This window comes from Leifsonia sp. RCC_180, from assembly GCF_058138205.1.
Window position 1 is genome coordinate 3,020,865 of the sequence record NZ_CP200340.1, and the last position, 24,883, is coordinate 3,045,747.

The 24,883-nt window shown below is 69.5% G+C and carries 26 protein-coding genes; 8 read left to right on the top strand and 18 right to left on the bottom strand.

Annotated elements, in window-relative coordinates; genetic code table 11:
* Positions 1–140 precede the first annotated feature (140 nt).
* Positions 141–554: a hypothetical protein gene (locus AB7E03_RS14920; RefSeq protein WP_489942126.1), complete on the top strand. Its 414-nt coding sequence runs from the start codon at positions 141–143 to the stop codon at positions 552–554.
* 61 nt (positions 555–615) lie between these two features.
* On the opposite strand, the gene AB7E03_RS14925 is transcribed toward AB7E03_RS14920, so the two are convergent.
* Positions 616–897, bottom strand: coding sequence for a Fe-S cluster assembly protein HesB (locus tag AB7E03_RS14925; protein ID WP_489942127.1), 282 nt, complete (start codon positions 895–897; stop codon positions 616–618).
* A 124-nt stretch (positions 898–1,021) separates the two neighbouring features.
* On the opposite strand from AB7E03_RS14925, the gene AB7E03_RS14930 reads away from it, so the two are divergent.
* Positions 1,022–1,846: an aldo/keto reductase gene (locus AB7E03_RS14930; protein WP_489942128.1), complete on the top strand. Its 825-nt coding sequence runs from the start codon at positions 1,022–1,024 to the stop codon at positions 1,844–1,846.
* 18 nt (positions 1,847–1,864) lie between these two features.
* Here AB7E03_RS14930 and AB7E03_RS14935 read toward each other — a convergent pair whose 3' ends face one another.
* From AB7E03_RS14935 to AB7E03_RS14995, 13 genes are all read right to left on the bottom strand, one after another.
* Positions 1,865–2,479 carry a GyrI-like domain-containing protein gene (locus tag AB7E03_RS14935; RefSeq protein WP_489942129.1) on the bottom strand — a complete coding sequence of 205 codons (615 nt, stop codon included), beginning with the start codon at positions 2,477–2,479 and terminating at the stop codon, positions 1,865–1,867.
* 11 nt (positions 2,480–2,490) lie between these two features.
* Positions 2,491–4,629: a S9 family peptidase gene (locus AB7E03_RS14940; protein ID WP_489942130.1), complete on the bottom strand. Its 2,139-nt coding sequence runs from the start codon at positions 4,627–4,629 to the stop codon at positions 2,491–2,493.
* Positions 4,630–4,667: 38 nt separating this feature from the next.
* Positions 4,668–5,645, bottom strand: a complete 978-nt coding sequence (locus AB7E03_RS14945) for a zinc-binding dehydrogenase (RefSeq protein WP_489942131.1) — start codon at positions 5,643–5,645, stop codon at positions 4,668–4,670.
* Positions 5,646–5,648: 3 nt separating this feature from the next.
* Complete coding sequence (locus AB7E03_RS14950) at positions 5,649–6,071, bottom strand: organic hydroperoxide resistance protein (protein ID WP_489942132.1); 423 nt, start codon at positions 6,069–6,071, stop codon at positions 5,649–5,651.
* 20 nt (positions 6,072–6,091) lie between these two features.
* On the bottom strand, positions 6,092–6,547 hold the full coding sequence (locus AB7E03_RS14955) for a MarR family winged helix-turn-helix transcriptional regulator (RefSeq protein WP_489942133.1): 456 nt from the start codon (positions 6,545–6,547) through the stop codon (positions 6,092–6,094).
* A gap of 59 nt (positions 6,548–6,606) precedes the next feature.
* A complete protein-coding gene (locus tag AB7E03_RS14960; RefSeq protein WP_489942134.1) occupies positions 6,607–8,091 on the bottom strand; it encodes an FUSC family protein in 1,485 nt (494 codons plus the stop codon).
* A gap of 53 nt (positions 8,092–8,144) precedes the next feature.
* Positions 8,145–9,047, bottom strand: coding sequence for an ROK family protein (locus tag AB7E03_RS14965; RefSeq protein WP_489942135.1), 903 nt, complete (start codon positions 9,045–9,047; stop codon positions 8,145–8,147).
* Positions 9,044–9,817 (bottom strand): copper homeostasis protein CutC, encoded by a 774-nt coding sequence (locus AB7E03_RS14970; RefSeq protein ID WP_489942136.1) that lies wholly within the window; start codon positions 9,815–9,817, stop codon positions 9,044–9,046. The genes AB7E03_RS14965 and AB7E03_RS14970 overlap by 4 nt, the downstream gene beginning before the upstream one ends.
* A complete protein-coding gene (locus AB7E03_RS14975) occupies positions 9,814–10,830 on the bottom strand; it encodes an asparaginase (protein WP_489942137.1) in 1,017 nt (338 codons plus the stop codon). Before AB7E03_RS14975 ends, AB7E03_RS14970 begins: the two co-directional genes overlap by 4 nt.
* Positions 10,823–11,791, bottom strand: coding sequence for an amino acid ABC transporter permease (locus AB7E03_RS14980; protein ID WP_489942138.1), 969 nt, complete (start codon positions 11,789–11,791; stop codon positions 10,823–10,825). Before AB7E03_RS14980 ends, AB7E03_RS14975 begins: the two co-directional genes overlap by 8 nt.
* A complete protein-coding gene (locus AB7E03_RS14985) occupies positions 11,788–12,432 on the bottom strand; it encodes an amino acid ABC transporter permease (protein ID WP_489942139.1) in 645 nt (214 codons plus the stop codon). The genes AB7E03_RS14980 and AB7E03_RS14985 overlap by 4 nt, the downstream gene beginning before the upstream one ends.
* Before the next feature lie 115 nt (positions 12,433–12,547).
* The gene (locus tag AB7E03_RS14990) at positions 12,548–13,486 is read right to left on the bottom strand and encodes a glutamate ABC transporter substrate-binding protein (RefSeq protein ID WP_441783214.1); all 939 of its coding nucleotides are present in this window, start codon (positions 13,484–13,486) and stop codon (positions 12,548–12,550) included.
* A gap of 94 nt (positions 13,487–13,580) precedes the next feature.
* Positions 13,581–14,333 (bottom strand): amino acid ABC transporter ATP-binding protein, encoded by a 753-nt coding sequence (locus AB7E03_RS14995; RefSeq protein ID WP_489942140.1) that lies wholly within the window; start codon positions 14,331–14,333, stop codon positions 13,581–13,583.
* A 162-nt stretch (positions 14,334–14,495) separates the two neighbouring features.
* Between AB7E03_RS14995 and AB7E03_RS15000 the strand changes: the two genes are divergently transcribed.
* The 4 genes from AB7E03_RS15000 to AB7E03_RS15015 are packed head-to-tail and all read left to right on the top strand — an operon-like array spanning position 14,496 to position 18,831.
* Positions 14,496–15,683: an ROK family transcriptional regulator gene (locus AB7E03_RS15000; RefSeq protein ID WP_489942141.1), complete on the top strand. Its 1,188-nt coding sequence runs from the start codon at positions 14,496–14,498 to the stop codon at positions 15,681–15,683.
* Positions 15,680–16,600: a Gfo/Idh/MocA family protein gene (locus AB7E03_RS15005; RefSeq protein ID WP_489942142.1), complete on the top strand. Its 921-nt coding sequence runs from the start codon at positions 15,680–15,682 to the stop codon at positions 16,598–16,600. The genes AB7E03_RS15000 and AB7E03_RS15005 overlap by 4 nt, the downstream gene beginning before the upstream one ends.
* A gap of 9 nt (positions 16,601–16,609) precedes the next feature.
* Positions 16,610–18,313, top strand: a complete 1,704-nt coding sequence (locus tag AB7E03_RS15010) for an alpha-glucosidase (protein ID WP_489942143.1) — start codon at positions 16,610–16,612, stop codon at positions 18,311–18,313.
* A gap of 41 nt (positions 18,314–18,354) precedes the next feature.
* A complete protein-coding gene (locus AB7E03_RS15015; RefSeq protein WP_489942144.1) occupies positions 18,355–18,831 on the top strand; it encodes an SRPBCC family protein in 477 nt (158 codons plus the stop codon).
* A gap of 28 nt (positions 18,832–18,859) precedes the next feature.
* On the opposite strand, the gene AB7E03_RS15020 is transcribed toward AB7E03_RS15015, so the two are convergent.
* From AB7E03_RS15020 to AB7E03_RS15035, 4 genes are all read right to left on the bottom strand, one after another.
* Positions 18,860–19,444 (bottom strand): TetR/AcrR family transcriptional regulator, encoded by a 585-nt coding sequence (locus AB7E03_RS15020; RefSeq protein WP_489942145.1) that lies wholly within the window; start codon positions 19,442–19,444, stop codon positions 18,860–18,862.
* Between the two features lie 85 nt (positions 19,445–19,529).
* Complete coding sequence (locus AB7E03_RS15025; RefSeq protein ID WP_489942146.1) at positions 19,530–21,815, bottom strand: transglycosylase domain-containing protein; 2,286 nt, start codon at positions 21,813–21,815, stop codon at positions 19,530–19,532.
* 130 nt (positions 21,816–21,945) lie between these two features.
* Entirely contained in the window at positions 21,946–22,416 is a 471-nt protein-coding gene (locus AB7E03_RS15030; protein WP_441783222.1) for a MarR family winged helix-turn-helix transcriptional regulator, read from the bottom strand.
* A 356-nt stretch (positions 22,417–22,772) separates the two neighbouring features.
* Positions 22,773–23,522 (bottom strand): SDR family NAD(P)-dependent oxidoreductase, encoded by a 750-nt coding sequence (locus AB7E03_RS15035; RefSeq protein ID WP_489942147.1) that lies wholly within the window; start codon positions 23,520–23,522, stop codon positions 22,773–22,775.
* 80 nt (positions 23,523–23,602) lie between these two features.
* Between AB7E03_RS15035 and AB7E03_RS15040 the strand changes: the two genes are divergently transcribed.
* The gene (locus AB7E03_RS15040; protein ID WP_489942148.1) at positions 23,603–24,052 is read left to right on the top strand and encodes a MarR family winged helix-turn-helix transcriptional regulator; all 450 of its coding nucleotides are present in this window, start codon (positions 23,603–23,605) and stop codon (positions 24,050–24,052) included.
* Positions 24,053–24,157: 105 nt separating this feature from the next.
* The gene (locus AB7E03_RS15045) at positions 24,158–24,832 is read left to right on the top strand and encodes a PadR family transcriptional regulator (protein WP_489942149.1); all 675 of its coding nucleotides are present in this window, start codon (positions 24,158–24,160) and stop codon (positions 24,830–24,832) included.
* Positions 24,833–24,883: the final 51 nt, after the last annotated feature.

The window sequence follows — 24,883 nt, forward strand, 5'->3', positions numbered from 1 at the left end:
CTTTTCGCTCCGACCAGTCGATGCCGAACGATGCCGGCAGTCGAGGCGTTGACAGCCGCCCGGGCGGGTGTAGCCGTACACCGTTTCGCTAGGCAAGTGAACGAGTTGTCTCCGGAGGAGTTCGGTCGTACAACGGGAGCATGACGAACGACGCGCGCGCCTCGCTGCCACCCGGACCCGAGTTCTCGTACGGCGGGTACAACGTGCGGCTGGAGCCGGAGCACGGACGCACCGGGCGCTGGCGGGTGGTGGATGACGACAACTACTACGGCCTCGTGACGGCGGCCGAGCCCATCCACGGGGAGCCGGAGGTGCACTTCGCGGCGCACTTCCCGGGTGAGGAGGAGATTCCTCCGATGAAGATCGTGCCGCTGTGGACGCTCGCGGTCGAATTCCTGCTGGATGCGGGCCAGGGGGAAGCGCTGTGGGGACTCCCGGAGCAGCGCACTGCTCCGCAGCCCATCGTCGCGGACGCGCTGCCGGATCCTGAGGTCGGGCCGGCACCCGCCCGCGAGGGACGGGACAGCCCAACCGATTCGACACGGGCGGTCTGACGTAGAAGGGCCCGGAGCCGATAGCTCCGGGCCCTTCTCACATTTCGGCGAACGGCGTCCGCTACGCGGTCACGCCGATCGCGAAGCTGACGGCACCCTGGTCGTCGACCTGGGCGTCGAGCACCTTGTCGTCGAGCACTTCGGCCGCCTGCGTCTCGAGGAAGATCCGGGCGCCTCCCGACTCGACCACCTGGTCGGAGGCCTCCGGCTCCGGAGCGACGGCCGCCGCGAAGGCGGTGTTGTCGGGGTTGTTGCTGCTGATGCGCAGTCCGGCGGACTCGTCCGGGGACTGCTCTGTCAGGGTCTTGACGATCGTGCTGGCGTTCTCAGTGAGGGTGAGCATGCGCTCTCCTTCCTCTCGATGTTCCAGGAGTCGCCTACGTTCCCGCGTACCCCGCCCGGGCGCAACCGCCGTGGAGGCCATTGCCAGGGAACGCTCACCACCCTCTGCGCGGCAGAATGAAGCCATGACGAGCATCCCGCAGTGCACCCTCAACGACGGCCGCACCATCCCGCAGCTGGGTTTCGGCGTCTACAAGATTCCCGAGGCCGACACGGCGGATGCGGTCCTGGCAGCACTGGATGCGGGGTACCGCCACATCGACACGGCCGCCTTCTATGCGAACGAGCGCGGGGTGGGCGACGGCGTCCGCCAAAGCGGCCTGGACCGCTCCGAGGTGTTCGTCACCAGCAAGGTGTGGTGGACGGAGAACGGGTACGATTCGACGCTGCGCTCGTTCGGCGCGAGCCTCGAGCGGTTGGGCTTCGACGCCGTCGACCTGTTCCTCATCCACTGGCCCGCTCCGCAGAGCGACAAATATGTGGAGACCTGGCGCGCGCTCGAACGGGTGCGCGATGAGGGTCGGGCGCTCTCGATCGGGGTCGCCAACTTCCATACGCACCACCTCGACCGGCTGGCGCGCGAGACGGAGACGGTGCCCGCCGTCAACCAGGTGGAGCTGCATCCGTGGCTGCCGCAGAGGGAGGTGCGCGCGTACGACGCGGCGCACGGGATCGTGACGGAGGCGTGGTCGCCGCTGGCGCGGGGACGCATTCTGGGCGATCCCACGCTCGACCGGCTGGCGGCCAAGCATCGGGTCAGCCCGGCGCAGGTCGTCATCCGCTGGCAGTTGCAGCTCGGCAACGTGGTCATCCCGAAGTCGACGTCGCCGGAGCGCATCCGCGCCAACATCGACGTGTTCGGGTTCGAGCTGGATGCGGACGACCTCGCCGCCATCGCCTCCCTGGAGTCGGGGGAGCGGACGGGCAAGGACCCCGACGACCTGGGCTGAGCGCGACTGCCGCCGAGGTCAGGCGCGCTCGACCGGCTGGCGCAGGATGGTGCGCAGCTTCTCGGGCGCGGTTCGGCGGGCGTCGCTGAGGTAGATCTCGTGGTGGCGTCCGGTCATCCGCAGGCCTGACTCGGGGATGACGGTGCCGTGCATCGCCTCCAGCACCGGCGCCTCGTCGTCGTACGAACCGATGTGCAGCGTCTGGACGCAGAGCCCTTCATCGAGGGTCTCGACCCGTAGGCGATCGAGCGCAGGCGCCTGGCCCTTGCGTGCGACGGTGTCGCGGGCGGAGGCGATGTGTTCGTCATCGATCCAGTCGGGCACCAGGTTCAGCGCGGTCCAGTGCCATCGGGACTTGTCGCGTGCGCTCGTGAACGACTCCAGGTCGTCCGCCCACCACAGCGCCTCCAGCGGCATGACCGTGTAGTCCCGTTCGAGGACGCGCTTGCTGAGGAACTTGAGGCCGTAGGCGACGGGAAAGATCGTCTGCAGCGCATCCCGATAGGCCTCGGCCGTGTTCGGGTCGCCTTCGCCGTCGATCGCGAGGTAGCGCAGCGGCGGCACGGTCACGACGTCGAAGCGCCCGTGCTTCGCGCGATAGCTCGCGAGCTCCTTCTTCAGGTCGACCTTCACCGGCTCCCCGTTCACTCTCCCGACGGGTGGGCCCCGACCACGTCGAGCAGCCACGCCAGCGTGAACGCCCTCTCGCGCCAGGCGGCGTACCGGCCGGAGACGCCCCCGTGACCGGCGGCCATCTCGATCTTGAGCAGGGCGTCCGCATCCACTTCGCGCAGCTTCGCCACCCACTTGGCCGGCTCGACGTAGAGCACCCGGGTGTCGTTGAGGCTCGTGACTGCCAGGATGCGCGGGTAGTGCGTCGAGTGCACGTTCTCGACCGGGGAGTACGACTTCATGTAGTCGTAGACCTCCGGGTCGTGCAGCGGGTCGCCCCACTCGTCCCACTCGATCACGGTGAGGGGGAGGGACGGGTCGAGGATGCTCGTCAGCGGGTCCACGAACGGCACCTCGGCGAGGATGCCCGCGAAGTCGCGCGGAGCCAGGTTCGCCACCGCGCCCATCAGCAGGCCGCCGGCGCTGCCGCCCTGCGCGGCCATCCGGGCCGGCTCGGTCCAGCCCCGGTCGACGAGGTGCCGGGCGGAGGCGACGAAGTCGGTGAACGTGTTCTTCTTGTGCAGCTTCTTGCCGTTCTCGTACCAGAGCCGGCCGAGTTCGCCGCCGCCGCGGACGTGCGCGATCGCGAACACGACGCCGCGGTCGAGCAGGCTCAGGCGCGGGATGCCGAACGACGGGTCCATGCTCGCCTCGTACGATCCGTAGCCGTACAGCACGAGAGGCGCCGGCTCGCCGGGGGTTACCAGGTCGCGGCGGTAGACCAGCGAGATCGGGATGCGCGCGCCGTCGACCGCGGTCGCCCACTCCCGGCGCTGCTCGAACAGCGACGGGTCGAACCCGCCGAGCACGGGCTGCTGCTTGCGGAGGGCGAGCTCGCCGGTGTGGACGTCGTAGTCGTACACGGTCGACGGCGTGACGAAGCTTCCGTAGCCGAGGCGCAGGAACGGCTGGATCCACTCGGGGTTGCCGCCGACGCCCACGGTGAACAGCTCCTCGTCGAAGTGCAGCTCGTGCGGGGTGTCGTCGCGGGGCCGGTCGCTGTGCGGGTCGGGGACGTGCGCGACGGCGACGCGCGTCATCCCGTCACGGCGGTACTCGACGCTGACGAAGTCGCGGAACGCATCCACTCCTTCCAGCCGGACGGCCGGGTCGTGGGGGAGGAGCATCCGGCGTGGGCCCTGCGGGTCCTCGGCAGCGACGCTCACCAGCTCGAAGTTGACCGCGCCGTCGTTGTGCACGATGAGGAGGCGGTCGTGGCCGCCGACGACGGCGTGCTCGACGTCGTACTCGACGCCCTCTGCGCGCGGCCAGACGACGGTGAAGTCGCCGGTCGGGTCGTCGGAGCGCAGCATCCAGGTCTCGCTCGTGATGTTGGAGCCGGCCTCGATCACCAGGAACCGGCGGCTGCGGGTGAGGCCCACGCCGATCCAGTACCGCTCGTCGGGCTCGTGGAACACCTCGACGTCGGCCGTCCCCGGGGCGTCGCCGACCCGGTGCCGCCATACGGTGTCGGGCCGCCACGACTCATCCACGGTCGTGTAGAAGACGTACGCGCCCGTCTGGTCGAAGAGGGCACCGCCTCCGGTTCCCTCGATCTCGTCGGGGAACGTGACGCCGTCATCCACCAGAGACCGCACCCGGATCGTGTACCGCTCGTCGCCTTCCGTGTCGACCGCCCATAGCAGGCGCGTGCCGTCGGCGCTCACGTCGAAGCTGCCGAGCGAGTAGAAGTCGTGACCCTCGGCTTCGGCGTTGTCGTCGAGCAGCACCTGCTCGCCGGGCAGGCCGCTCCGCTGCGCCTCCTCATCGAGCTCCGGGGGCACCCAGTCGTCGGCCGAGGCGATGGGGGCGCGGCAGTGGATGCCGTACTGCTTCCCCTCGACCGTGCGGGTGTAGTACCACCAGTCGCCCTCGCGCACGGGCACGCTCATGTCGGTCTCGCGGGTGCGTGCCTTGATCTCGTCGAAGAGCTGCTCACGCAGCACCGCGAGGTGCTCGGTGCGCGCATTCGTGAACGCGTTCTCCTCGTGGAGGTGGGCGACCACCGCCGGGTCGTCCTTCTCGCGCAGCCACTCGTAGTCGTCGACGTAGACGTCGCCGTGGTGGATGCGTTCGACAGGCTTCTTCGGCGTGACCGGCGGGGTGAGCATGCCCTCAGGCTACCGGGAGCCGCCCACCCCGGGCCGGGTCACGGACGCAGCAGCACCTTGCCGACGCGTCCTGCCTCGCTGCTGGCGGCGACCGCGGCAGCGATGTCGTCGAGGTCGTGGATGCCCGCGACCGGCAGCGTCAGCGTGCCGTCGAGCAGGCGGGCGAACAGCTCCTGGAAGAGCCGGCCGCGCTGGTCGGCGGGCATCTCGCGGCTGACGACGCTGCCCCAGAATCCCTTCACGGTGACCTGCTTGAAGATGATGTCGCCCGAGGCGAGCTCCAGCGTCGGGGATGCCATGGCGCCGAAGACCACGAGCGTCCCGTTCTCCGCCAGGGTCGAGAGCACGTCGCCCGCGGACGAACCGCCGACGGAGTCCACGCCCGCGGTGATCGGGGCGTCGCGGGTGATCTCGGCGAGACGCTCGCGCCAGCCCTCGTCGTCGGTGGCGACGACCTGGTCGATCCCCTGCGCACGCAGCTCCTCGACGCCCGCCGCCCGGCGGACCAGGCCTACGACGTTCAGGCCACGTGCGGCGCCGAGCTGGGCGACCATCCGCCCGACCGCGCCGTTCGCCGCGTTCTGGATGAGCCAGTCGCCCTCGCTCAAGTCGAGCGAGTCGAGCAGGCTGATCGCGCTGAACGGCATCGACACCAGTTGGGCGGCGGACTCGTCCGGCAGTCCATCCGGGACAGGGACGAGCGCGCCGGCGCGGGCGACGAAATACTCGGACCAGACGCCGAACGTTCCACCGGTGACGACCCGCTGGCCGACTGCTAGCTGTTCGACGCCCTCGCCGAGCGCATCCACCACTCCGACCGCCTCGGTCCCGGCCTGGGCGGGCAGCTCGGGCTTGAAGCCGTAGGTGCCGCGGACGGTCCAGAGGTCGTGGTTGTGGATGGGGGAGAGCAGGGTCCGCACGCGGACCTCGCCCGGTCCGGGCTCGGGAAGCGGGCGCTCCTCGACGGCGAGAACCTGGGCGGGGTCGCCGAACGTCTTGTGGACGAGTGCTTTCATGGCTCAGTCCTCCGAGACGGTGATGGTGACGTCGATGTTGCCCCGCGTGGCGTTGGAGTAGGGGCACACGTGGTGCGCCGCCTCGGCGAGGGCCTCCGCCTGCGCCTTCTCGATGCCGGGCAGGACGACCTCGAGCAGCACGGACAGCTGGAAGCCGCCCTCGCCGTTCGGGCCGATCTGGACACGGCCGCCGACCGAGGAGTCCTCCAGCTTCACCTTCTGGCTGCGGGCGACCGCCTGCAGCGCCGAGTGGAAGCACGCCGCGTAGCCGGCGGCGAACAGCTGCTCGGGGTTCGTGCCCGCTCCGGAGCCGCCCATCTCACGGGGGATGCCGAGGTCGAGCGCGAACGAGCCGTCGCTGGTGGCGACGCGGCCGTCGCGGCCCGCCCCCGTGGAGAGTGCTTCTGCGGTGTAGAGGACGTTCATCGGTGCCTTTCGAGGGTGTGTCAATTGGTCGCGGGGGCCGGCTGCTGTGCCGAAGCGGCGTGCATGGTCTCCGTGAGCCGGTGGAGTGTGTCGATGAGGGCGGCGGCGGCCTGTTCGTCCGGCAGGCCGGTGCCTGCGGCGATCCGGCCCGGGATGTGCGCCAACCGCGGGCGTAGCTCCTGGCCGCGCTCGCCGGTGGTGACGGTCACGACGCGCTCGTCGCCGGAGCGGCGTTCGCGCCGGACGAGCCCGGCCTGCTCCATACGGCGCAGCAGCGGCGAGAGCGTGCCCGAGTCGAGCTGGAGATGCTCACCCAGCGATCCGACGGTCTGCTCGCCCTCGACCCAGAGCGTCACCAGCACCAGGTACTGCGGATACGTGAGCCCCCACGGTTCGAGGAGCGTGCGGTACGCCTGCGTCGTGGCGCGCGTGGCGGCATAGAGGGAGAAGCACACCATCTCATCGGTCACCGGCATGGTTCGATCATTGCACGCAATTAGATTGTGCACAACTTATCGCCGGACAGGTCCTGTATTCAGGACTCGGCCGTGCCGCCCAGCACGACGACGAGGGCCGACAGCGCGCCGTGGATCCGCCCGAAATCCGTCGGTGCGGCGAGACTGCGTCGTGCCTCGCCGATGGCCGCGCGGAGCCGGCCGGTCGTTTCCCGAGGCGCCTCCGCCTCGCGGGCGAGACGGAGTTCGAGGGCGGCAGGCAGCTCGCCGGCCCGTTCGATGCAGTCGATCGCCATCGGGCTACGTCGTCGGCGACCGAGACGGCGAACGAACCGGGCCGCCCGATGAGCGGGCGCCAGCTGCTCGACGCGCGCGGCGGCGGCTCGGAACTCCGCCACGAGTTCGTCCCGATCCGCCTCTGCACCGGCCCCGGCTGGGACGCTGAACACAGCACCGAGAGCGACCAGCATCTGTGACAGCCTCCGCCGCAGGACGTCTGTGCTCCGGACGGGCAGGACGAACCAGCTGGAGGCGACCCCGAGGGCGGCGCCGACGACGATCGCGATGAGGCGTTCGGCGAGCAGACCCGCTTCCCCGGTGAGCGTCGCCACTCCGGTCAGCTCCTGCAGCAGCGACAGCACGAGGGTGACGGCGACCGCCCAGAAGGCGTAACTCACCGGGCGGAGCCAGGTGCCGACGAACAACGCGACGAAGATCGCCACCACGACGCCCGGGCCGGTCGCCCGAGGGAGGATGGCGACCAGCGCAACGGCGCCGAGCGTTCCGCCCAGCGCACCCAGGACGCGGAGGGCGCTCTTGTGCAGCACGTCGGCGCGGCCGCGGTTGCCCGAGCAGACCAGGAAGGCGGTGAGCACGACCCACATGAAATGTTCCGGGAACACCATCCAGCCGACGATGAACGCCGCCGTCAGGGCGACCGCCATCTGCAGCGCCATGCGGGTGCTGGCCGGGAGGCGGGTGCGGACGCCCGCCGGAGCGGCAGCTGGGGCGGCGGGAGGGGCGGCGCCCGGCGGTTCGATGCGACCGCGCTCCGCAGGGAGGAGCCGGAGCATCTCGCGGGCGACGGCCACCCACAGCGTGGCGACGACGCCGGCGATCAGCACGAGGACGGCGGACAGCCACACCGGGACACCCGGGGACGGCGGGACCGGCGCGACGAGGACGGCCGTCAGCGGGAGGGCGATCAGCCCGCCGAGACGTGCTGCGCGCGGGCCGAACCGGCGCATCCAGATCGGCACGCTCATCCCCGCGACGAAGAGCGCCGCCCCGACCGGCGGTGCGACGAGGAGCAGCAAGCCGACGGCCCCGGCGGCCAGGCCGATCACCGGGAGGAGAACTGCCGAGCGGGCGAACTCGGCGCGCGAGGCGAACGTCCGCCTGCCGAGCGACAGGGCCACCACCGTGGCGAGGACCGCCGCCGAGCCGGTCGAGGCGACCGCCGTCCCGATCCACCACGTCGTCGCGCAGGCCCCGGCCGCCGCGAGGGTCACGATCAGGGCGGCCACGCCGTCGCGCGCGAGGGATGCGGCGCCTGGCGTGTTCACCGCCACATCCTCTCACCGCCTGGTCGCCCTCGATGGGAAAAAGCCGGATGCGGCTAGCGCGCGGCGTCGAAAGCCAGCAGGGCCGCGCCCGCCCGCCCGGCGTCGCCGCCCAAGGCGCTGCGCACCACGGGCGGCCGCTCCCGCCAGGCCAGCCCGGCTGTCATGCGCTCGCCGAGAGGACCGAACAGCGCGTCGCCCGCGTGCGAGACTCCGCCGCCGAGCACGATGAGTCCAGGGTCGAGCAGCAGGGTCAGGATGTTGAGCCCCTGTGCGAGCACATCCAGCGCCTCCGACCAGATCCGGTCGGCGAGCGGGTCCTGCCCCAACCGCGAGACGATGTGGCGCGTGCTGAGGGCTTCGCCACCCGCCGCGCGGTAGCGCCGCGAGACGCCCGCCCCGGACATGTACACCTCGAGGCAGCCGCGCTGCCCGCAGGTGCAGGGCTCCCCTCCGGGGACGACGGGGATGTGGCCGAACTCGCCGGCGGCGCCGGTCGCGCCGGTGACGGCGCCGCCGGACGAGACCAGTGCAGCGGCGACCCCCGTGCCGATGGGGACCAGCGCGAAGTCGCCGAACCCGCGCGCAGCTCCGGTGTTGCGCTCCGCCAGTCCGGCCGCGCGCACGTCGTGCCCGACGGCGACCGGCAGGCTCAGCTCTGACCGCAGGATGTCGAGCAGCGGCACGTCGCGCCAACCCAGGTTGGACGCGTAGTGCACCAGCCCGCGCTGTTCGTCGAGCATCCCGGGCGTCGCGACGCCGGCACCCACCACGTCGTGCCCGTCTTCGGATGCCGTTCGGCGCAGGTCGGCGAACAGGGCCACGAGGGCGGTCAGGATGCCGTCGGCGGGGGTAGCGAGGGTCGATTCGGCGACCGTCACGCCATCCTCAGCGACGACAGCGCCCTTCATGGCGGTGCCGCCGAGGTCGACGGCCAGGACGACGGGGAGGCCGCTCATGCGACGGGCTCGCGATCCGCGTCGACGACAGCGCCGGCGCCGCGCACCGCCGCCACGACAGCCTGCACCACGTCGCCGGAGGTGACGTCGCGCTCGCCGGAGTCGTACGCCGTCGGCGCCCCCGCACACGCGGTCGCCACGGGGCGCGCCGCCCGCAGGTGCACTTCGCACACCCCCGACCGTTCGACGACCTCGGCTGCGTTGGCGGGTCGCACGCCGCCGCCGGCCAGGACGCTGATCCGCTCGCCGCCGAGCTCCACCAACTGCCGCAGCGCGTCCGCGCCCTCGAGCGCCGTCGCGGAGCCGCCCGAGGTGAGCACCCGCGCGACGCCCAGGTCCACCAGCTGCTCGAGGGCCTCCGCGCGGTCAACCACCTGGTCGAACGCCTTGTGGAACGTCACCGGCGCATCGCCACACGCGGCGACGAGCCGGCGGGTCGCATCCACGTTGATCCGGTCGTCGCTGCGCAGCGCACCGATCACGAAGCCGAGCGTCACACCCGACGGGTTGGGGAGGGCCCTGATCGAGTGGATGTCGTCGACCATCGCCTGCAGCTCGTCCTCCGTGTACACGAAGTCGCCGGGCCGCTGGCGGATGAGCACCTGGATGCCGATGCGGCTCGCCGCACGGAGCGCAGCTCGCACCGTGCCGATCGACGGAGTGATGCCGCCTTCGCCGAGCGCGGCGCACAACTCGATGCGATCGGCGCCGGCGTCTTCCGCGACCCGGACACCGGCGAGGTCGTCCAGGCAGATCTCGACGAGGGTCACGCGAGGCGCTCCAGCGCGGCCGTCAGGTCTGCGCCGAGCTCGATCGCGCCGACCGGCGCGCCACCGCCGAGCACCGGGAGGTCCACCAGGGAGCGGGCGTCGGCGATGGGGGTGCCGAGCGCTTCGAGCACGCGCAGCGCGATGAGGGTCGTGGCCCGGGGACTGCCGTCCACGATCTTCATGGCGACCGCGGTGCCGTCAGCGGCCGCGACGCCGATGACGCCCTCGGCGCCGCCCTTGGCAAGAGCGCCAGGAACGGTCTCCATGAGCGTCGTGTTCGGGTGGCCCGATCCGCCCACGTAGTAGGGGTGCTCGCGCATCGCGTCCGCCACCTCGCGCGACGGAGTACCGGTCTCCGCCTGCACCAGGCGGCCGAAGGCGCGGGCGATCCCACGGACGCTCGTGCCGAAGAGCGGTGCGCCGCAGCCGTCGATCGCGTCGTGGTCGACGGCTACACCGGTCAGCTCCGCCATGGTGTCGCGGATGTGCTGCTGAAGCGGATGCGCCGGGTCCAGGTATCCGTCGGTCGGCCACCCGTTCGTCGCCGCGGCGAGCAGCATCGCGGCGTGCTTGCCCGAACAGTTCATGCGGACGCGGGAGCGGCCCTCGCCGGCGCGCAGCATCCTTTCGAAGGTCGCCTCGTCCTCCGGCCTGTCGACCGGGCAGCCGAGCGCGGACTCGTCGACGCCCGCGCGTGAGAGCAGCTCGCGCACCAGGCGGACGTGCTCGTCCTCGCCGGTGTGGCTGCCCGCCGCGATCGCGAGCTCCGGGCCCGCGAGCGGTGCGCCGGCCGTCAGGCAACCGAGCGCCTGCAGCGGCTTGACCGTGCTGCGCGGCAGGATCACCGCATCCGGCTGGCCCAGTTCGATGATCGGCGAGCCGGAGGGTTCCAGCGCGACCAGGCTGCCGAAGTGACGGCTCTCGATGAGGCCGGAGCGGCGCACGATCGCGAGCTCGGCCAGCTGGGAGTGGTCGGAGGTCGGCAGGGAGACGGTGGGAGCGGCGTCAGGCATGGTCGGCTTTCGTGGAGTCCGTGGAGTCGATGTCGGGCACGTCGCGCTCATGCTCGACCGCGGCGACGGCGGGGAGGGTCGGGAGAGTCGGCTGCGGCGACGACCGCCGCCGCGATCCGCGCTGCAGCCGCGACGCGAACGCCGACAGGCTGCCGTTGACGATCAGGTAGATCACGGTCACCGCGACATAGGTGGGGATGAGGAGGTGCAGGTAGGAGGCGAGCACCTGGCCGCGGTACAGCAGCTCGGTGAACGCGACGATGTAGCCGAGGGAGGTGTCCTTCAGGAGGCTGACGAACTGGGTCACGAGCGACGGCGTGACGTTGCGGAACGCCTGCGGGAGCACAACGTACGTCATCGCCTGGACCGGCCGCATCCCGAGGCTCAGAGCCGCCTCGCGCTGGCCGCGCGGCAGGCTCAGGATGCCGGCGCGGATGATCTCGGCGAAGACGGCGGCGTTGGCGATGGTCAGCGGCACGACGAGCTTCCACAGTGTCGGGAGGTTGATCCCGATCTGCGGCAGGCCGAACAGCATGAGGTAGATGACGAGCAGCACCGGCACGGTCCGTGCGATCTCGATGTACAGCCCGCACACGAACCGCACCCAGCGCACGTGGCTGACACGACCGAGCGCGAGGAGGACGCCGAGCGCGGCGCCCAGGACGGCGACGATCGCCGCAGCCTCCAGCGTGCCGAGCAGGCCGACGAGCAGGTACTGCCAGATCGCCCACTCGGTGAACGGCGCCCAGCGCGCAGGATCCAACTGGCCGTGGGCGGCGAACTGCCAGAGCCCCAGCCCGATGATCACGGCGAAGAGCACGACGCTGACGATCGAGCCGAGCAGGATGCGGCGACGGCCGCGCGGGCCGGGTGCGTCGTAGATGAAGGCGGCGTCGTATCGGGGCTTGGTGCGCTTCGCCCGGACGGGCGGAGGAACATCGGGGATGAGTTGTGCGGTCATCGGGCGATCGCCACCTTTCGCTCGACCCAGCCGGCGGTGAGGCCGACGGCGAGGGCGATGGCCATGTAGATAAGGCCCGCGCTGGAGAAGATCAGGATGGGCTGGGCCGCGACGAGATTGACCTTGTTGACCTCGGCGGTGAGTTCGACGACGCCGACGGCCGCGGCGAGGGCGGTGTTCATAGCGAGAGCGATCATCACGTTGCCGATCGGCTGGACGACCGCGCGGAGCGCCTGCGGAACGACGACGTACCGCAGCGACTGCCACAGGGTCAGCCCGAGGGCACGGGAGGCTTCGACCTGACCGACGGCGACCGTGTTGACGCCCGAGCGGACGGCTTCGGCGACGTACGCCGCCTCGTAGACGGTGAGCACGATGATGGCGGTCGGCGTGAGCGGGAGCAGGATGCCGGCATCCGGGAGCGCGAACACCGCCAGCAGGAGCAGCGCCAGCAGCGGCACGTTGATGAAGAACTGGACGTAGAGGAATGCCGCGGCGCGCAGCACCGGGATGGGGCTGACGCGCGCGATCGTCACCAGGACGCCGAGCACGATGGACCCGATGCCGGCCACGACGGCCATCAGCAGGGTGGTGCCGAGCGCCTGGAGCAACGGTCCCAGGTTGTCGATCAGGGGGTTCATCGTTCTCTCGTCCGACGGTCCGAAGACGGGTGGAAAGGCCGGATGCGCGCGGGCGTGGGGGTCGCCTCCACGCGCATCCGACCGGTCTGGTGCAGAAGGTCTGGGAGCCCGCAGCTCAGGAGCCGGGGACCGACCCGATCTCCGGCGGCGTGGGCACATCGGAGTCGGTCACGGTGCCGAGCGTGGTCTTCCACGCCTTGCCCCACTGGCCGCCCTTCTGGATGGTCTTCAGCCACTCGTTGACGAACTTCTTGAAGTCGTCGTCACCGTGCTTGAGCCCGATGCCGTACGGCTCCTTCGTGAACGGCTGGCCGACGACCTTGATCTGCTTCTCGCTGGCCGCGTCGCTGGCGAGCAGGGTGTAGTCCTGCACGTAGGCGTCGCCGCGGCCCTGGATGAGCGCCTGCACGGCGGCCGGGTCGGTGCCGAACGCGGTGACGGTCGCCTTCGGGGCGATCTTCGGCACCTCGGTGACGGCCGGCGTGTTGGCGCCGACGATCACGTTCTTGCCGTCGAGGTCCTTGTAGCTCTTGATGTCCTTGTTGTCGCTCTTGACCGCGACGGCCAGGCCCGACTCGAAGTACGGTCCGGCGAAGTCGACCTGCTTGGCCCGCTCCTCCGTGATCGTGTAGGTGTTGAAGACGACGTCGACGGTGTCGTTCTGCAGCATCGCCTCGCGGGTCTCGGACGCCGGCGGCACGATTTCCACGTTCGGCTTGCCGATGATGTAGGTCGCGAGCAGCTTGGCCAGCTGGGCGTCGAAGCCGTTGACCTGCGACGGGTCGGTCGGGTCCTGCTGCGACAGCAGCGGGGCGTCGAGGGCCTCGGCGACGATCAGCTTGCCGCGCTTCTTGATCTTCTCCATGGTGGAGCCGGAGAGGATGAGGTCGGCCTTCGCGACGGGGGCGCCGGAGAGCACGGAGTCACCGGACGCGGTGGAGCTGGCGTCGTTGCCGGGCAGTGCCGTGTTTCCGGAGCAGGCGGTGACGGCGAGCGTCACGGCCGCGAGCAGGACGCCGGCGACGGCGCCTTTCCTGCGGATGCTGCGGGTCATGGGATGCATCCCTTTCTGATTGGACTTCGGTGGGGCGGGGGTGTGATGGGGTGTGATGTGGAGCAGGTGGTGCGCGTCCTCGTGCGGGCGCGTGTCAGTGCGACAGCACGGAGGCCAGGAACGACTGCGCACGAGCGGTAGCCGGCGAGTCGAAGAATTGTGCGGGAGGCGCCTGTTCGACGATCTGCCCGCGGTCCATGAAGACGACCCGGTCTGCTGCGCGGCGGGCGAAGCCCATCTCGTGCGTGACCACGATCATCGTCATCCCCTCTTTGGCGAGGGACGTCATGACGTCGAGCACTTCGCCGACCATCTCGGGGTCGAGTGCGCTGGTGGGCTCGTCGAACAGCATGACCTTCGGCTGCATGGCGAGCGCACGGGCGATGGCGGCGCGCTGCTGCTGTCCGCCGGAGAGCTGGGCCGGGTGGCTGTCCGCCTTGTCGGCGATCCCGACGCGGTCGAGCAACTGCATGGCCTGGGCTCGCGCCGCATCCTTGCCGACCTTGCGCACCTTCAGGGGAGCGAGGGTGACGTTCTCGAGGATGGTGCGGTGCGCGAAGAGGTTGAACGACTGGAACACCATCCCGACCTCTGCGCGCAGCTTCGCGAGGGGAGCCCCTTCCTCCGGCAGCAGTTCGCCGTCGACCCGGATCTCGCCGGAGTCGATGGTCTCGAGCCGGTTGATGGAGCGGCAGAGCGTCGACTTGCCGGATCCTGAGGGCCCGACCACGACGACGACTTCGCGCTCGGCGACGTCGAGGTCGATGTTCTGCAGCACGTGGAGGTCGCCGAAGTGCTTGTCGACCGCGCGCAGGCTCACCATCGGCCGGGCGTCCGTTGCTGTCATCGGGGGTCCTCGCATCGTTGTCGGGCAGGTTTCGATGAGCGTACTAAGTGATGCACGTTGACCGCAATATCGAATTTAGTTAATGCGATATCGAACGAAGTCGGTACAGTATCCTCAACGCAGCGGGGGGCACGGAGCCCGCCGCCCGGAGGGGACGCCGCGATGACGAGCACGATCGAGGGGACGTCGGCGCTTGCCGGCCCCGGAACGCCGGGCGGCATCCTCGACCTCGTGCGTTCCGGCCGCTCCCGCTCCCGCGCCGATCTCGCCCGCAGCACCGGACTGTCGCCGTCCACCGTCTCCCAGCGGGTTGATGCGCTGATCGCGGCGGGCTATCTCCGCGAGGCCGGCGCAGGCGTCTCCCACGGCGGCCGCCGTCCGCGCGCCCTCGAGGTGGATGCGTCCACCGGAGTGGTGTGCGCCGCCGATCTCGGCTCGCACCACGCCACCTTCGGGCTCATCGACCTGAGCGGGCGCGTGCTCGCGTCCCGGACCGAGCCGATGGACATCGCCACCGGCCCGGCGGCCGTCCTCGGGTGGATCGCGGAGGTCGCCGCCGAACTGACGGAGGCGCACGCGCAGCCGGGCCAGACGCTCCGCGGTTTCGGCATCGGCCTTCCCGGACCGGTGGACTCCACGACCGGTCGAATGGTGTCGCCCTCCCGTATGCCGGGCTGGAACGGCGTCGACGTCGCCGCCGAGCTGACGGCGATCACCGGGCTGCCGGCCGCCGCCGACAACGACGCCAACCTCATGGCGCTCGGCGAGTACGACACCCTCGGCGCCGACGTCGGCGAGCTCGTCTTCGTCAAAGCCGGATCGAGCATCGGCTGCGGGATCGTCGCCTTCGGCGGCGTCTACCACGGCCACCACGGCATGGCCGGCGACATCAGCCACGTCACCGTTCCCGGCGCCCCGGCCGTGCTCTGCTCGTGCGGCCGCATCGGGTGCCTGGATGCGGTGGCCGGCGGCGCCGCGATCGTTCAGGCACTCCGCTCATCCGGCTTCGACATCTCCGACACCCGCGAGGTGCTGGCGCTGGCGCGGGACGCGCATCCCCGTGCCACGCAGGAGCTGCGGGAGGCGGGCCTGCGCACCGGCGCGGTCCTCGCGACCATCATGAACTTCTTCAACCCGCAGCGGCTCGTCCTCGGCGGCATCCTCGGCGAGGCCGAAGCGTTCGTCGCCGGAGTGCGGTCGGCGATCTACTCCGACTGCCTGCCGATGATCACCGACCAGCTGGACATCGCCGTGAGCGTCGCCAAGGAGCAGGCGGGCATCCGCGGCGCGGGCAGGCTCATCCTCGACTCGGTGTTCGACCCGTCGCGGGTCGACCTCGTCGTGCGATGACCCACGGGGTCGCCATCGTCGGCGCGGGGCGGATGGGGCAGGCGCACGCGTCCGCATGGGCGGCTAACGGCGTCCCGGTGCTCTGGGCGGTGTCGCCGCGGCGCGAGCCGTCCCTGGTGGATGCGCCCGCGGCCCGCTGGGCCACGCGGATCGACGAGGTGCTCGCCGATCCCGCCGTCACCATAGTCTCCATATGCACGCCGACGGCCTCGCATGCCCAGCTCGCGATCCAGGCGCTGGAGGCGGGACGCAGCGTGCTGCTCGAGAAGCCGATTGCGTTGACACTGGAGGACGCCGCGCGCGTCGAGGAAACGGCATCCCGCGCCCCGGGCATCCTCCTGGTCGCACACGTCGTGCGGTTCTTCCCGGGGTACGCGGCGCTCGCCGAACGCGTCGCAGCCGGGTCGGTCGGACGGCCGCGCGTAGTCCGTGCGTCGCGGATCTCGGCAGCGCCGGTCGGATACGACTGGCTGACCGATGAGGACCGCTCCGGCGGAATGCTCGTCGACTTCGCCATCCACGACATCGACCAGGCGGCCGGCTATCTGGGCGAAGCGGTTGCTGTGACGAGCGTGGCGCTCGACGGCGCCGGCGACGGCGTCGGTTTCGGGTCGCCGGTCGCGACGACGATCGAGTACGCCGGGGGCGGGATCGCCCAGCTGCTCAGCGTCTCGGACCTGCCGGAGGGCGAGCCGTTCCGAACCGGCTTCGAGGTGATCGGCGATACCGGAGTGGATGAGGCGTCGCCTGCGGTCGGGAACGCGTTCGCTGAGCAGGCACGGTACCTGCTGGAGTGCATCGAATACGGCACCGCACCCTCCCGTGCTCCCGTCTCCGCCGCGGTCGAGGCGCTGCGCGTCGCGCTGGCCGCCCGCGAGTCGGCGCGCAGCGGACGGCGGGTCCACATCGCCCGGTAGGGTGGGCGCGTGAGCGACAAGTGGTGGCAGTCGGCGGTCGTCTATCAGGTCTACCCGCGCAGCTTCGCGGACAGCGACGGCGACGGTATCGGTGACCTGCAGGGCATCATCCAGCACCTCGACTACCTGAAAGAGCTCGGCGTCGACGTGATCTGGCTGTCGCCGATCTACGCGTCGCCGCATGACGACAACGGCTACGACATCAGCGACTACCGCGCGATCGACCCGCTCTTCGGCACGTTCGACGACTTCGACGAGCTGCTCTCCGGCGCGCACGCGCGCGGGATGAAGCTGGTGATGGACCTCGTCGTCAACCACACCTCCGACGAGCACCCGTGGTTCATCGAGTCCGCCTCCTCGATCGACAACCCGAAACGCGACTGGTACTGGTGGCGTCCCCCGCGCGACGGCCTGCAGCCGGGTGAGCACGGTGCCGAGCCGAACAACTGGGGCTCCTTCTTCTCCGGGCCCGCCTGGCAGCTCGATCCGCAGACCGGCGAGTACTACCTGCACCTGTTCTCGCGCAAGCAGCCCGACCTCAACTGGGAGAACCCGGAGGTGCGCGACGCCGTCTACGACATGATGAACTGGTGGCTCGACCGCGGCGTCGACGGTTTCCGGATGGATGTCATCAACTTCATCTCGAAGGTCACCGACCTGCCCGACGGCGAGATCCCGGCCGGCGGCTTGTACGGCGACGCCTTCCCGTTCTTCGTGGACGGCCCGCGCATCCACGAGTTCATCCACGAGATGCACCAGCGGGTGTTCGCCGGCCGCGGCGACCGCTACCTCACCGTCGGCGAGATGCCGGGGGTCGACATCCAGCAGGCCCAGCGGTTCACGGACCCGCGCAACCGCGAGCTCGACATGGTGTTCCAGTTCGAGCACGTGGACCTCGACCACGGCCCCGGCGGCAAGTGGGACTACCGCCCCGTCACCGTGCTCGACCTCAAACGCAACCTGTCGAAATGGCAGGAAGGCCTGAGCGAGGTCGGCTGGAACAGCCTGTACTGGAACAACCACGACCAGCCGCGAGTCGTCAGCCGTTTCGGCGACGACGGCGAGTACCGCATCCCCTCGGCGAAAGCACTCGGGACCGTGCTGCACCTGATGCGCGGGACGCCGTACGTGTACCAGGGCGAGGAGCTCGGGATGACGAACGTGCCGTTCGCGTCCATCGACGACTACCGCGACATCGAGTCGCTCAATCACTACGCCGAAGCGGTCGACATCCTCGGAGAGCCCGCGGAGACGGTGCTCGCGGCGCTCCGCCGGACCAGCCGCGACAACGCGCGAACGCCGATGCAGTGGACGTCCGGAGTGCATGCCGGGTTCACCACCGGGACCCCGTGGATCACGGTCAATCCGAATGCCGCCGAGATCAACGCCGAAGCGGAGGTCTCCGATGACGACTCGGTCTTCGCGCACTACCGTGCCCTCATCGACCTGCGCCACCGGTCGGAGGTCGTGGCGACGGGTGACTACACGCTGGTGCTGGCCGAGCATCCCCAGGTCTTCGCGTACACGCGCAGCGGCGGCGACAAGTCGCTCCTCGTGCTCGCGAATCTGAGCGGGTCGACTGCCGCTTTCGACCCGGGCGACCTCCCCGGATGGGCGGGCGCCACGCTCGTGCTCGCCAACCTCGACGGCGTGACTGCCGCGGCATCCGGGACATTGCGTCCCTGGGAGGCGGTCGTCTACTCCCGCAGCTGAGCTGAAACGCCGTCTTGTGCGCGGAGCCCGTGGGGTGTGGGATGGGCGACACGATACGGGAGGCGACGATGGGCAATTACGTGGCGCGGGCGGAAATCGACATCGCGGCGCCCCGGCGCACCGTGTGGGAGGTGCTGACCAGCAACGGGTCGCATCCGGAAATCCTCTTCGGCGCCGAGCTGGTCTCCGACTGGCGCCTCGGGTCGGCGGTGATTTGGCGCGGGGAATGGCAGGGCAAGCAGTTCGAAGATCACGGGCGCGTGATCGAACTGGACGACCTTCAGGAGCCGTGGCGCATCGCCCTCACCCACTTCAGTCCCCTCAGCGGGCAGCCCGACGTACCCGAGAACTACCACACGCTGCGCTACGAGCTGGATGAGATCCCGGGCGGCACGCGCGTCACCCTCGATCAGGACAACAACCCGACGCGCGAGGCGGCGGAGCATTCCCGGGCCAACTGGGTCCAGATGCTGGAGGGCGTGAAGACGGTGGCCGAGCGCGACCGCGAGCTGCGGTAGCGGGCCGCGCAGCAGCGGTCGGAAGCGGTCAGTCGCCGAACGCTTCGCGCAGGAACGCGCCGAGGAAGACGTCGAAGGCTTGCACGGTCGCGGTCCGGTCGCCCGTCATCAGGAACCCGAAGTGGAGACCGGCCGCCGAGTCGACCAGCCAGTGGGCGAGCACTCCGGCGCGGCGGGACTCGATGCCCTGCTTCTTGAGCCACGACTTGACCGTGTCGCGCCACTGCGTGAACGCGGTGGTGACGCGCTTGCCGATGTCCGGGTCGATCGGTTCCAGGGCGCCCGCTTCGAACTGGAGGCGCAGGCCGGTGCGGTTGTTCTCGCGGAGGGAGTGCCGGAAGGCCTCCTTGTACCAGTCGCGGAACTGCTCGCGGTCGAAGGCCGTCACATCGATGCCCGCCAGGGAGTCGGACTGCTGGCGGACACCCTCCTCGAGGATGGCGTCGATCATCTCCTGACGCGACCCGAAGTGGTAGACGAAGGAGTAGGTGCTCACGCCCAGCGCGCTCGCGAGACTACGGAAGGTCATGCGTGAGAGCGGCTCGGTCGCGACGTGGTCCATGATGCGGCCGAGGAGCTCCGGCTTTCGGTTCGGATCTGGAGTGCGTCCCACGGCATAACACTAGTCCGAATATCGGTCCAGATGGATAGACACTTATGGCGCCATGACCTAATGGTTTCGGGCCCTGTCGCGAACGTCAGGGCTTCTTGGGATTGCCCGGACCGCCGTTGCCGTTGCCGTTGCCGTTTCCGTTTCCCGCACCCGCTCCTGGCGCCGGGGCGGCCGGCGCACCGGGCTTCGGCGCGGCAGGCTTCGGCGCGGGAGGCGCTGTTGTGAACTTGCCGCTCGGTGACGGGAATGCGCCGCCTCCGTACGCCGCGTCGAGCGAGGTGATGATGCGTTTCGCGATCGCGAACTTCACGTTGCCGCCGCCGATGCCCTGGAAGCTCTGACTGCGCAGGGCCACGCCTCCCTGGACGTTGCCGACCCACGTGGCCTGGGCCACCTTCGTCGTGGAGGTGACGAGCCAGTTCTCGACCGAGTTGTCGGTCGTTCCGGTCTTGCCGAAGATCGGGATGCCGTCGCCGGGATTGGCGGAGGCCGCCGTCCCGCCGCCGCGGAGCACTCCCTGCAGAGCGAAGATCGCCGCGGCCGCGACCTGCGGGTCGATGGGCGTCGTCGAGCACTGCGTCTTGGGCACGGCGTGCTCGGCTCCGTTCGCGTCCACGATCTTGTCAATCGCGATCGGGCTGCACGCGACACCGTTGTTGGCGAGGCCCGCGTAAGCCGTCGCCATGGTGATGGGGGCGATGTAGTTGGTGCCGAGCACCGCCGAGGGGTTCGCCATGAACGGGTTGGACGCTTCATCGGCGCCGTGCACCAGCAGATCCTTCGCACGCTGTTTGATGCCGCAGAGGTCGAGCTGGGTGGCCATCTTGGCGAAGATCGTGTTGATGGATTGAGCGGTGGCGTTCATGACCGTTGTCGCGGTCACGGACTCGCCCTCGTCGTTGGAGACCGGCCATGGGGCGCCGCCGATGTCGTTGCAGGGGTCGCTCTCGTGGAACTGCGTCTGCGGGAAGAGGTGCTGCGTCCCGCTCACCGTCTGGTAGAGCGAGTGACCTTCCTGCAGCCACTCCAGGAGGTCGAACACCTTGTACGCGGATCCGGTCTGGAAGCCCTCGGACCCGCCGTAGTCGTAGTCGGTGTTGTAGTTCACCGCCGTCGTGGACGGCGCCGGATCGGCCGTATTGTCGTAGGGCCTGTTCTGCACCATCGTCACGACCCGGCCGGTGCCGACCTCGACGGAGACGTTCGACGACCCGAGGTCGAGGTTGGGGTGAGCGGGCGGGATGTATGCGCTCACCGCGGCCTGCGCCTGGTTCTGCAGGTCCAGGTTCAGCGAGGTGTAGATCTTCAGGCCGCCGCGGGTGAGGAAGTTCCTCCGGTCGTCGTCGGTCTTGCCGAAGATGCCGTCCTGCTCGATGATCCGCTCGACGTAGTCGCAGAAGAACGCTGCGTTGTACTGCTGCGCCGTCATGCAGCCGTTCTGTGTCGGCGTGATCTTCGGCTCCACCTTGGTGGCGCGGGCTGCAGCGTGTTCCTCCGGCGTGATCTTGCCGTTGGCGAGCATCCGGTCGAGTACGTAATTGCGCCGGTCGAGCGTCTCCTTGTATCCGTTCGCTGCGCCGTTCTCCTTGCTGGCCGGCCGGTCGATGCGCAGGTTGTCTGGATTGTTCAGGATGGCGATCAGCGTCGCCGCCTGCTGCACGTTGACATCCTTCGCCGCCACGCCGAAGTAGTACTCCGCGGCCGACTGCACGCCGTAGACGCGGCCGCCGAAGAGCGCGATGTTCAGGTAGCTCTGCAGGATGTCGTTCTTCGAGTACTCCTTCTCGAGCCCGATGGCGTAGCGCATCTCCTTGAGCTTGCGGGAGGGGTCGACCTTCGTCGCGTCGTCGTAGCAGGTCTCGTACGCGGCGAGCTGCTTCTTCTGCACCGCCTCCGCCGCGGTCGGGTCAGGCTGCTTGTTCTCGCACTGCTGCACCAGGATGTTCTTGACGTACTGCTGGGTGATCGACGAGCCGCCCTGAACCGACTTGTGCAACGCGGTCAGTACGGCACCGCGCAGGGTGCCGCTCACATCCACGCCGCCGTGCTCGTAGAACCGAGGGTCCTCCGTGGCGATCGCCGCGTCCTTGAGGTTCTGCGAGATGCCGTCCCAGCCGACCTCGATGCGGTTCTGGGAGTAGAAGGTCGCGATCGGCACCTGCTGCCCGTTGCTGAGGGCGTACATGGTGGAGGCCTGGGCGAGCGGCTCGACCTTGATGTACTCGGGGAGGCCGTCGAAGACGCTGATGGTCGAATCGGCCGCGCTGCCCGTCAGGGCCACGGCCGGCGTCACGGCCGCGGCTGCCAGCACGCCGGCCAGCCCGCTCAGTGCCACGAAGCCGACCAAGGCAGGCGCCCATCCCCATCTCATGCGTCTTCTCCCTCGCCGAGTAACCATTCGTCCGTGGCGGCAATGATACGCGGCCGGTGTGACGGCTCCGGGACGTCGACGCTCAGCTTGTGGGATGAGCGAAGACCCGCTGGGCCTGTGGACGGAATGGTCAGGATGCGTCGCGCAGCTTGTCGCAGAGCCGGACCAGGGTTTCCAGTTCTTCGGGGGTCAGCCGTCCGCCTACGCGGTCTGTGATGGTTCTCATATGATCCACCGCCACGCGCCGGAACATGTCAAAGCCGGTGTCCGTGAGACGGATGACCGTTCCGCGCGCATCCGACGGCTCCGGGCACTTCGCGACCAGGCCGCGCGCGACGAGGCGGTCGATCAGCCGGCTCACACTCGGCTGGGTCAGCAGCACGTGCTTGTTGAGGTCGCGCAGCCGCAGTTCACGGTTCGGCTGCCGCGAGAGGTTGAAGAGCACGTCGTACTCGTTGAACGAGATGTCTCTCGTCGGGAACTCCGCGGCCAGCGTCCGCATCACCGCGACCTGGGCCCGGAAGAGCGACTCCCAGGCGGTCACCGCGCTGACGCGCGCGCGCTTCGTGGGTGTTGACGCCGCTGCCGCGCTCTCCGTCATGACCCGTCCTCCCTCAGCGAGCTCAATGCATTCGCATCTTCCCATCATGCGCGAGGGGCGGGCATCCGTGCCAGCACGGGCGGCGTCGAGGGTGATCGGGAGCGGCTCCCGGGGAAAAGATCGAGGGCCGACCGCAGAGGCTAGCGGCCGGCCCTCTCCCTTGCACCAAGAGTGTCCTGCAATCACATTCCGCGATGGCTGCCACAGCAAACAACCATTGCTCTTGAACTATATAACGAAGAGGTAACGGCATCTAGTTATCAAGTCGTTATTTTTTCTGCGAATTCGCTATGCGCAGGTTTTCGGTTCCCCTGGCCGAATGCGATCGATCCACCGGGCGGTGCCGGATCCTGTTCTCATGAGATCAGCGCCGGGGCGGACCCGCGGATGAAGGCCTGCGCTTCGGAGCTCGTTCCGAGCGGGATGGTGCCGCTCGGGGTGCCGGTGGCGAGCGATGACGCGACGGCCGCTGCGCCGACTTCGTCGGTCGACACCCACGCGTGGTCTCCGTCCATGAACCGCGTCCGCACGGGTCCGAGCATCATCGCGTGGATGCGCTTGGAGGGTTCTTCCGCCGCGAGGACGCGCTGCATCATGAGCACCGCGGCCTGCTCCATGCTGACGAGCCCACTGCCCGGGACGGGGAACTCGGCCGACTGGCCGACGATCACCGCATAGACACCGACCCCGCTCAGGCGCGGAACGACGGCCCGCGCCAGCGCCATGTGCGTCGTGGCGAGAGATGTGAACGCCGTCGACCAGTCCTCCTCGGCGATCCCGGTGAGTGGCCCGCCCTGCCACCAGCCGCCGACCGGCACCACCGCGTCGTCGATCCCGCCCAGACGTTGGGTCATCTCGACGGCGAGTGCCTCCGCTCCGGCGAAGGACGCGTAGTCGTGGGTGGGCAGGTGGAGGAGGGGGGAGTCGCCGATGGGGCCGAGCGCGGCGCGAAGCTCCGCGCCGCGCTCGTCGGAACGCGTGGGCACGACGACGTCTGCGCCGGCCTGAAGGTAGGCGCGGACGACGCCTTCCCCGACGCCGCCGGTTCCGCCGGGGACGAGGACACGGCGCCCTGCGAGGGGCTGGGTAGGGGTGATGGCGGACATGTGAACTCCTTGGTCGAACCAATGTTGGTACCACCAACAATACATCATTCGTTGGTTAAGCCAACTGTTACCCTGAAGTCATGACAGAAGACACGCGTCCGCCCGCCGCATTGCGCCACCTGGTCAGCTGGCAAGCCGGCCGGGTCGCGACGATCGGGGCGCGCCTGACCGCGCAGCACATGCCTCTCGAGGGAAGGTCGGACTTCGCCGTGCTGGCCAGCCTGGAAGAGAACGGACCGCTCAGCCAGGCCGAACTGGGACGGTTGCTGGGGCTCGACCGCAACAACGTGAACGGCATCGTCGTGCGACTGGAGGCGGACGCTCTGGTTGTCCGGGAGGCGGATGCTGCCGACCGGCGTCGGAATGTCGTGACCGTCACGCCGGCAGGTCGTGCGCGGCTTGCAGAGCTCCAAGGGCACGCCGATGCCGTCCAAGGCGAGCTTCTGGCGGGTCTGGAGCGTGCCGAGCGTGCTCAACTCGTCCAGCTGCTCGACAAGGTCCTGGCGAGCCACCCGGCCCTGCCTGCCTGAGCTGGCCGGCTTCGGCGGCCCCGGATATCTATGGTGGACGCAATACTCTGAATAGAGTACTCTACTCAGAGTAGTTGATCATCAGCGACAGACGGAGGAGCGGCCATGGCAAAACGTGCGGTTTCGAACCCGCTGGCGCTCGCGGTGCTCGCCTGCCTCTGGGAGCGCCCGATGTACCCGTACGAGATGACGACGACGATGAGGGAGCGCGGCAAGGAGGACAGCATCCGGCTGAACTTCGGCTCCCTCTACGCGGTCATCAAGTCTCTGCAGAAGAACGGCTTCATCGAGGTCGCCCAGACGGAGCGCGAAGGCAATCGGCCGGAACGCGTCGTGTACACGATCACCCCTGCGGGGAGGCGCGAGGCCGAGGAATGGCTCCGCGAGCTGATCGAGGTGCCGGTGAAGGAGTACCCGGCGATCGAGACCGGCCTGTCGCTCCTTCCGATGCTGCCGCCTGACATCGCCGCAGCGCTGCTCGAGAGCCGGCGCGACCGGATCGACGACGACCTTGCCGCGCGCAGAGAACTGCAAGCGCAGGCGGCCGGGCTGCCAGAACTGTTCATGGTCGAGTTCCACTACCGCGTGGCGGTGCTCGAAGCGGAGCGTGCCTTCGTCGCCGACCTGGCCTCCCGCATCCGCGACCACTCGATCGGCGGCTACGACTCGTGGGAGCAGCTGCATCAGCTGCTCGCCGACGGAATCGGTATGGAGGAGCTGAGCGCGCGCATCGCCGCCGGTGCCTTCGGGGAGGAGGCGGCCGAACTGTACCGATCATGAACGATGGCCGAACATGAACGATGGCCGAACATGAACGATGGCCGGAGAGCG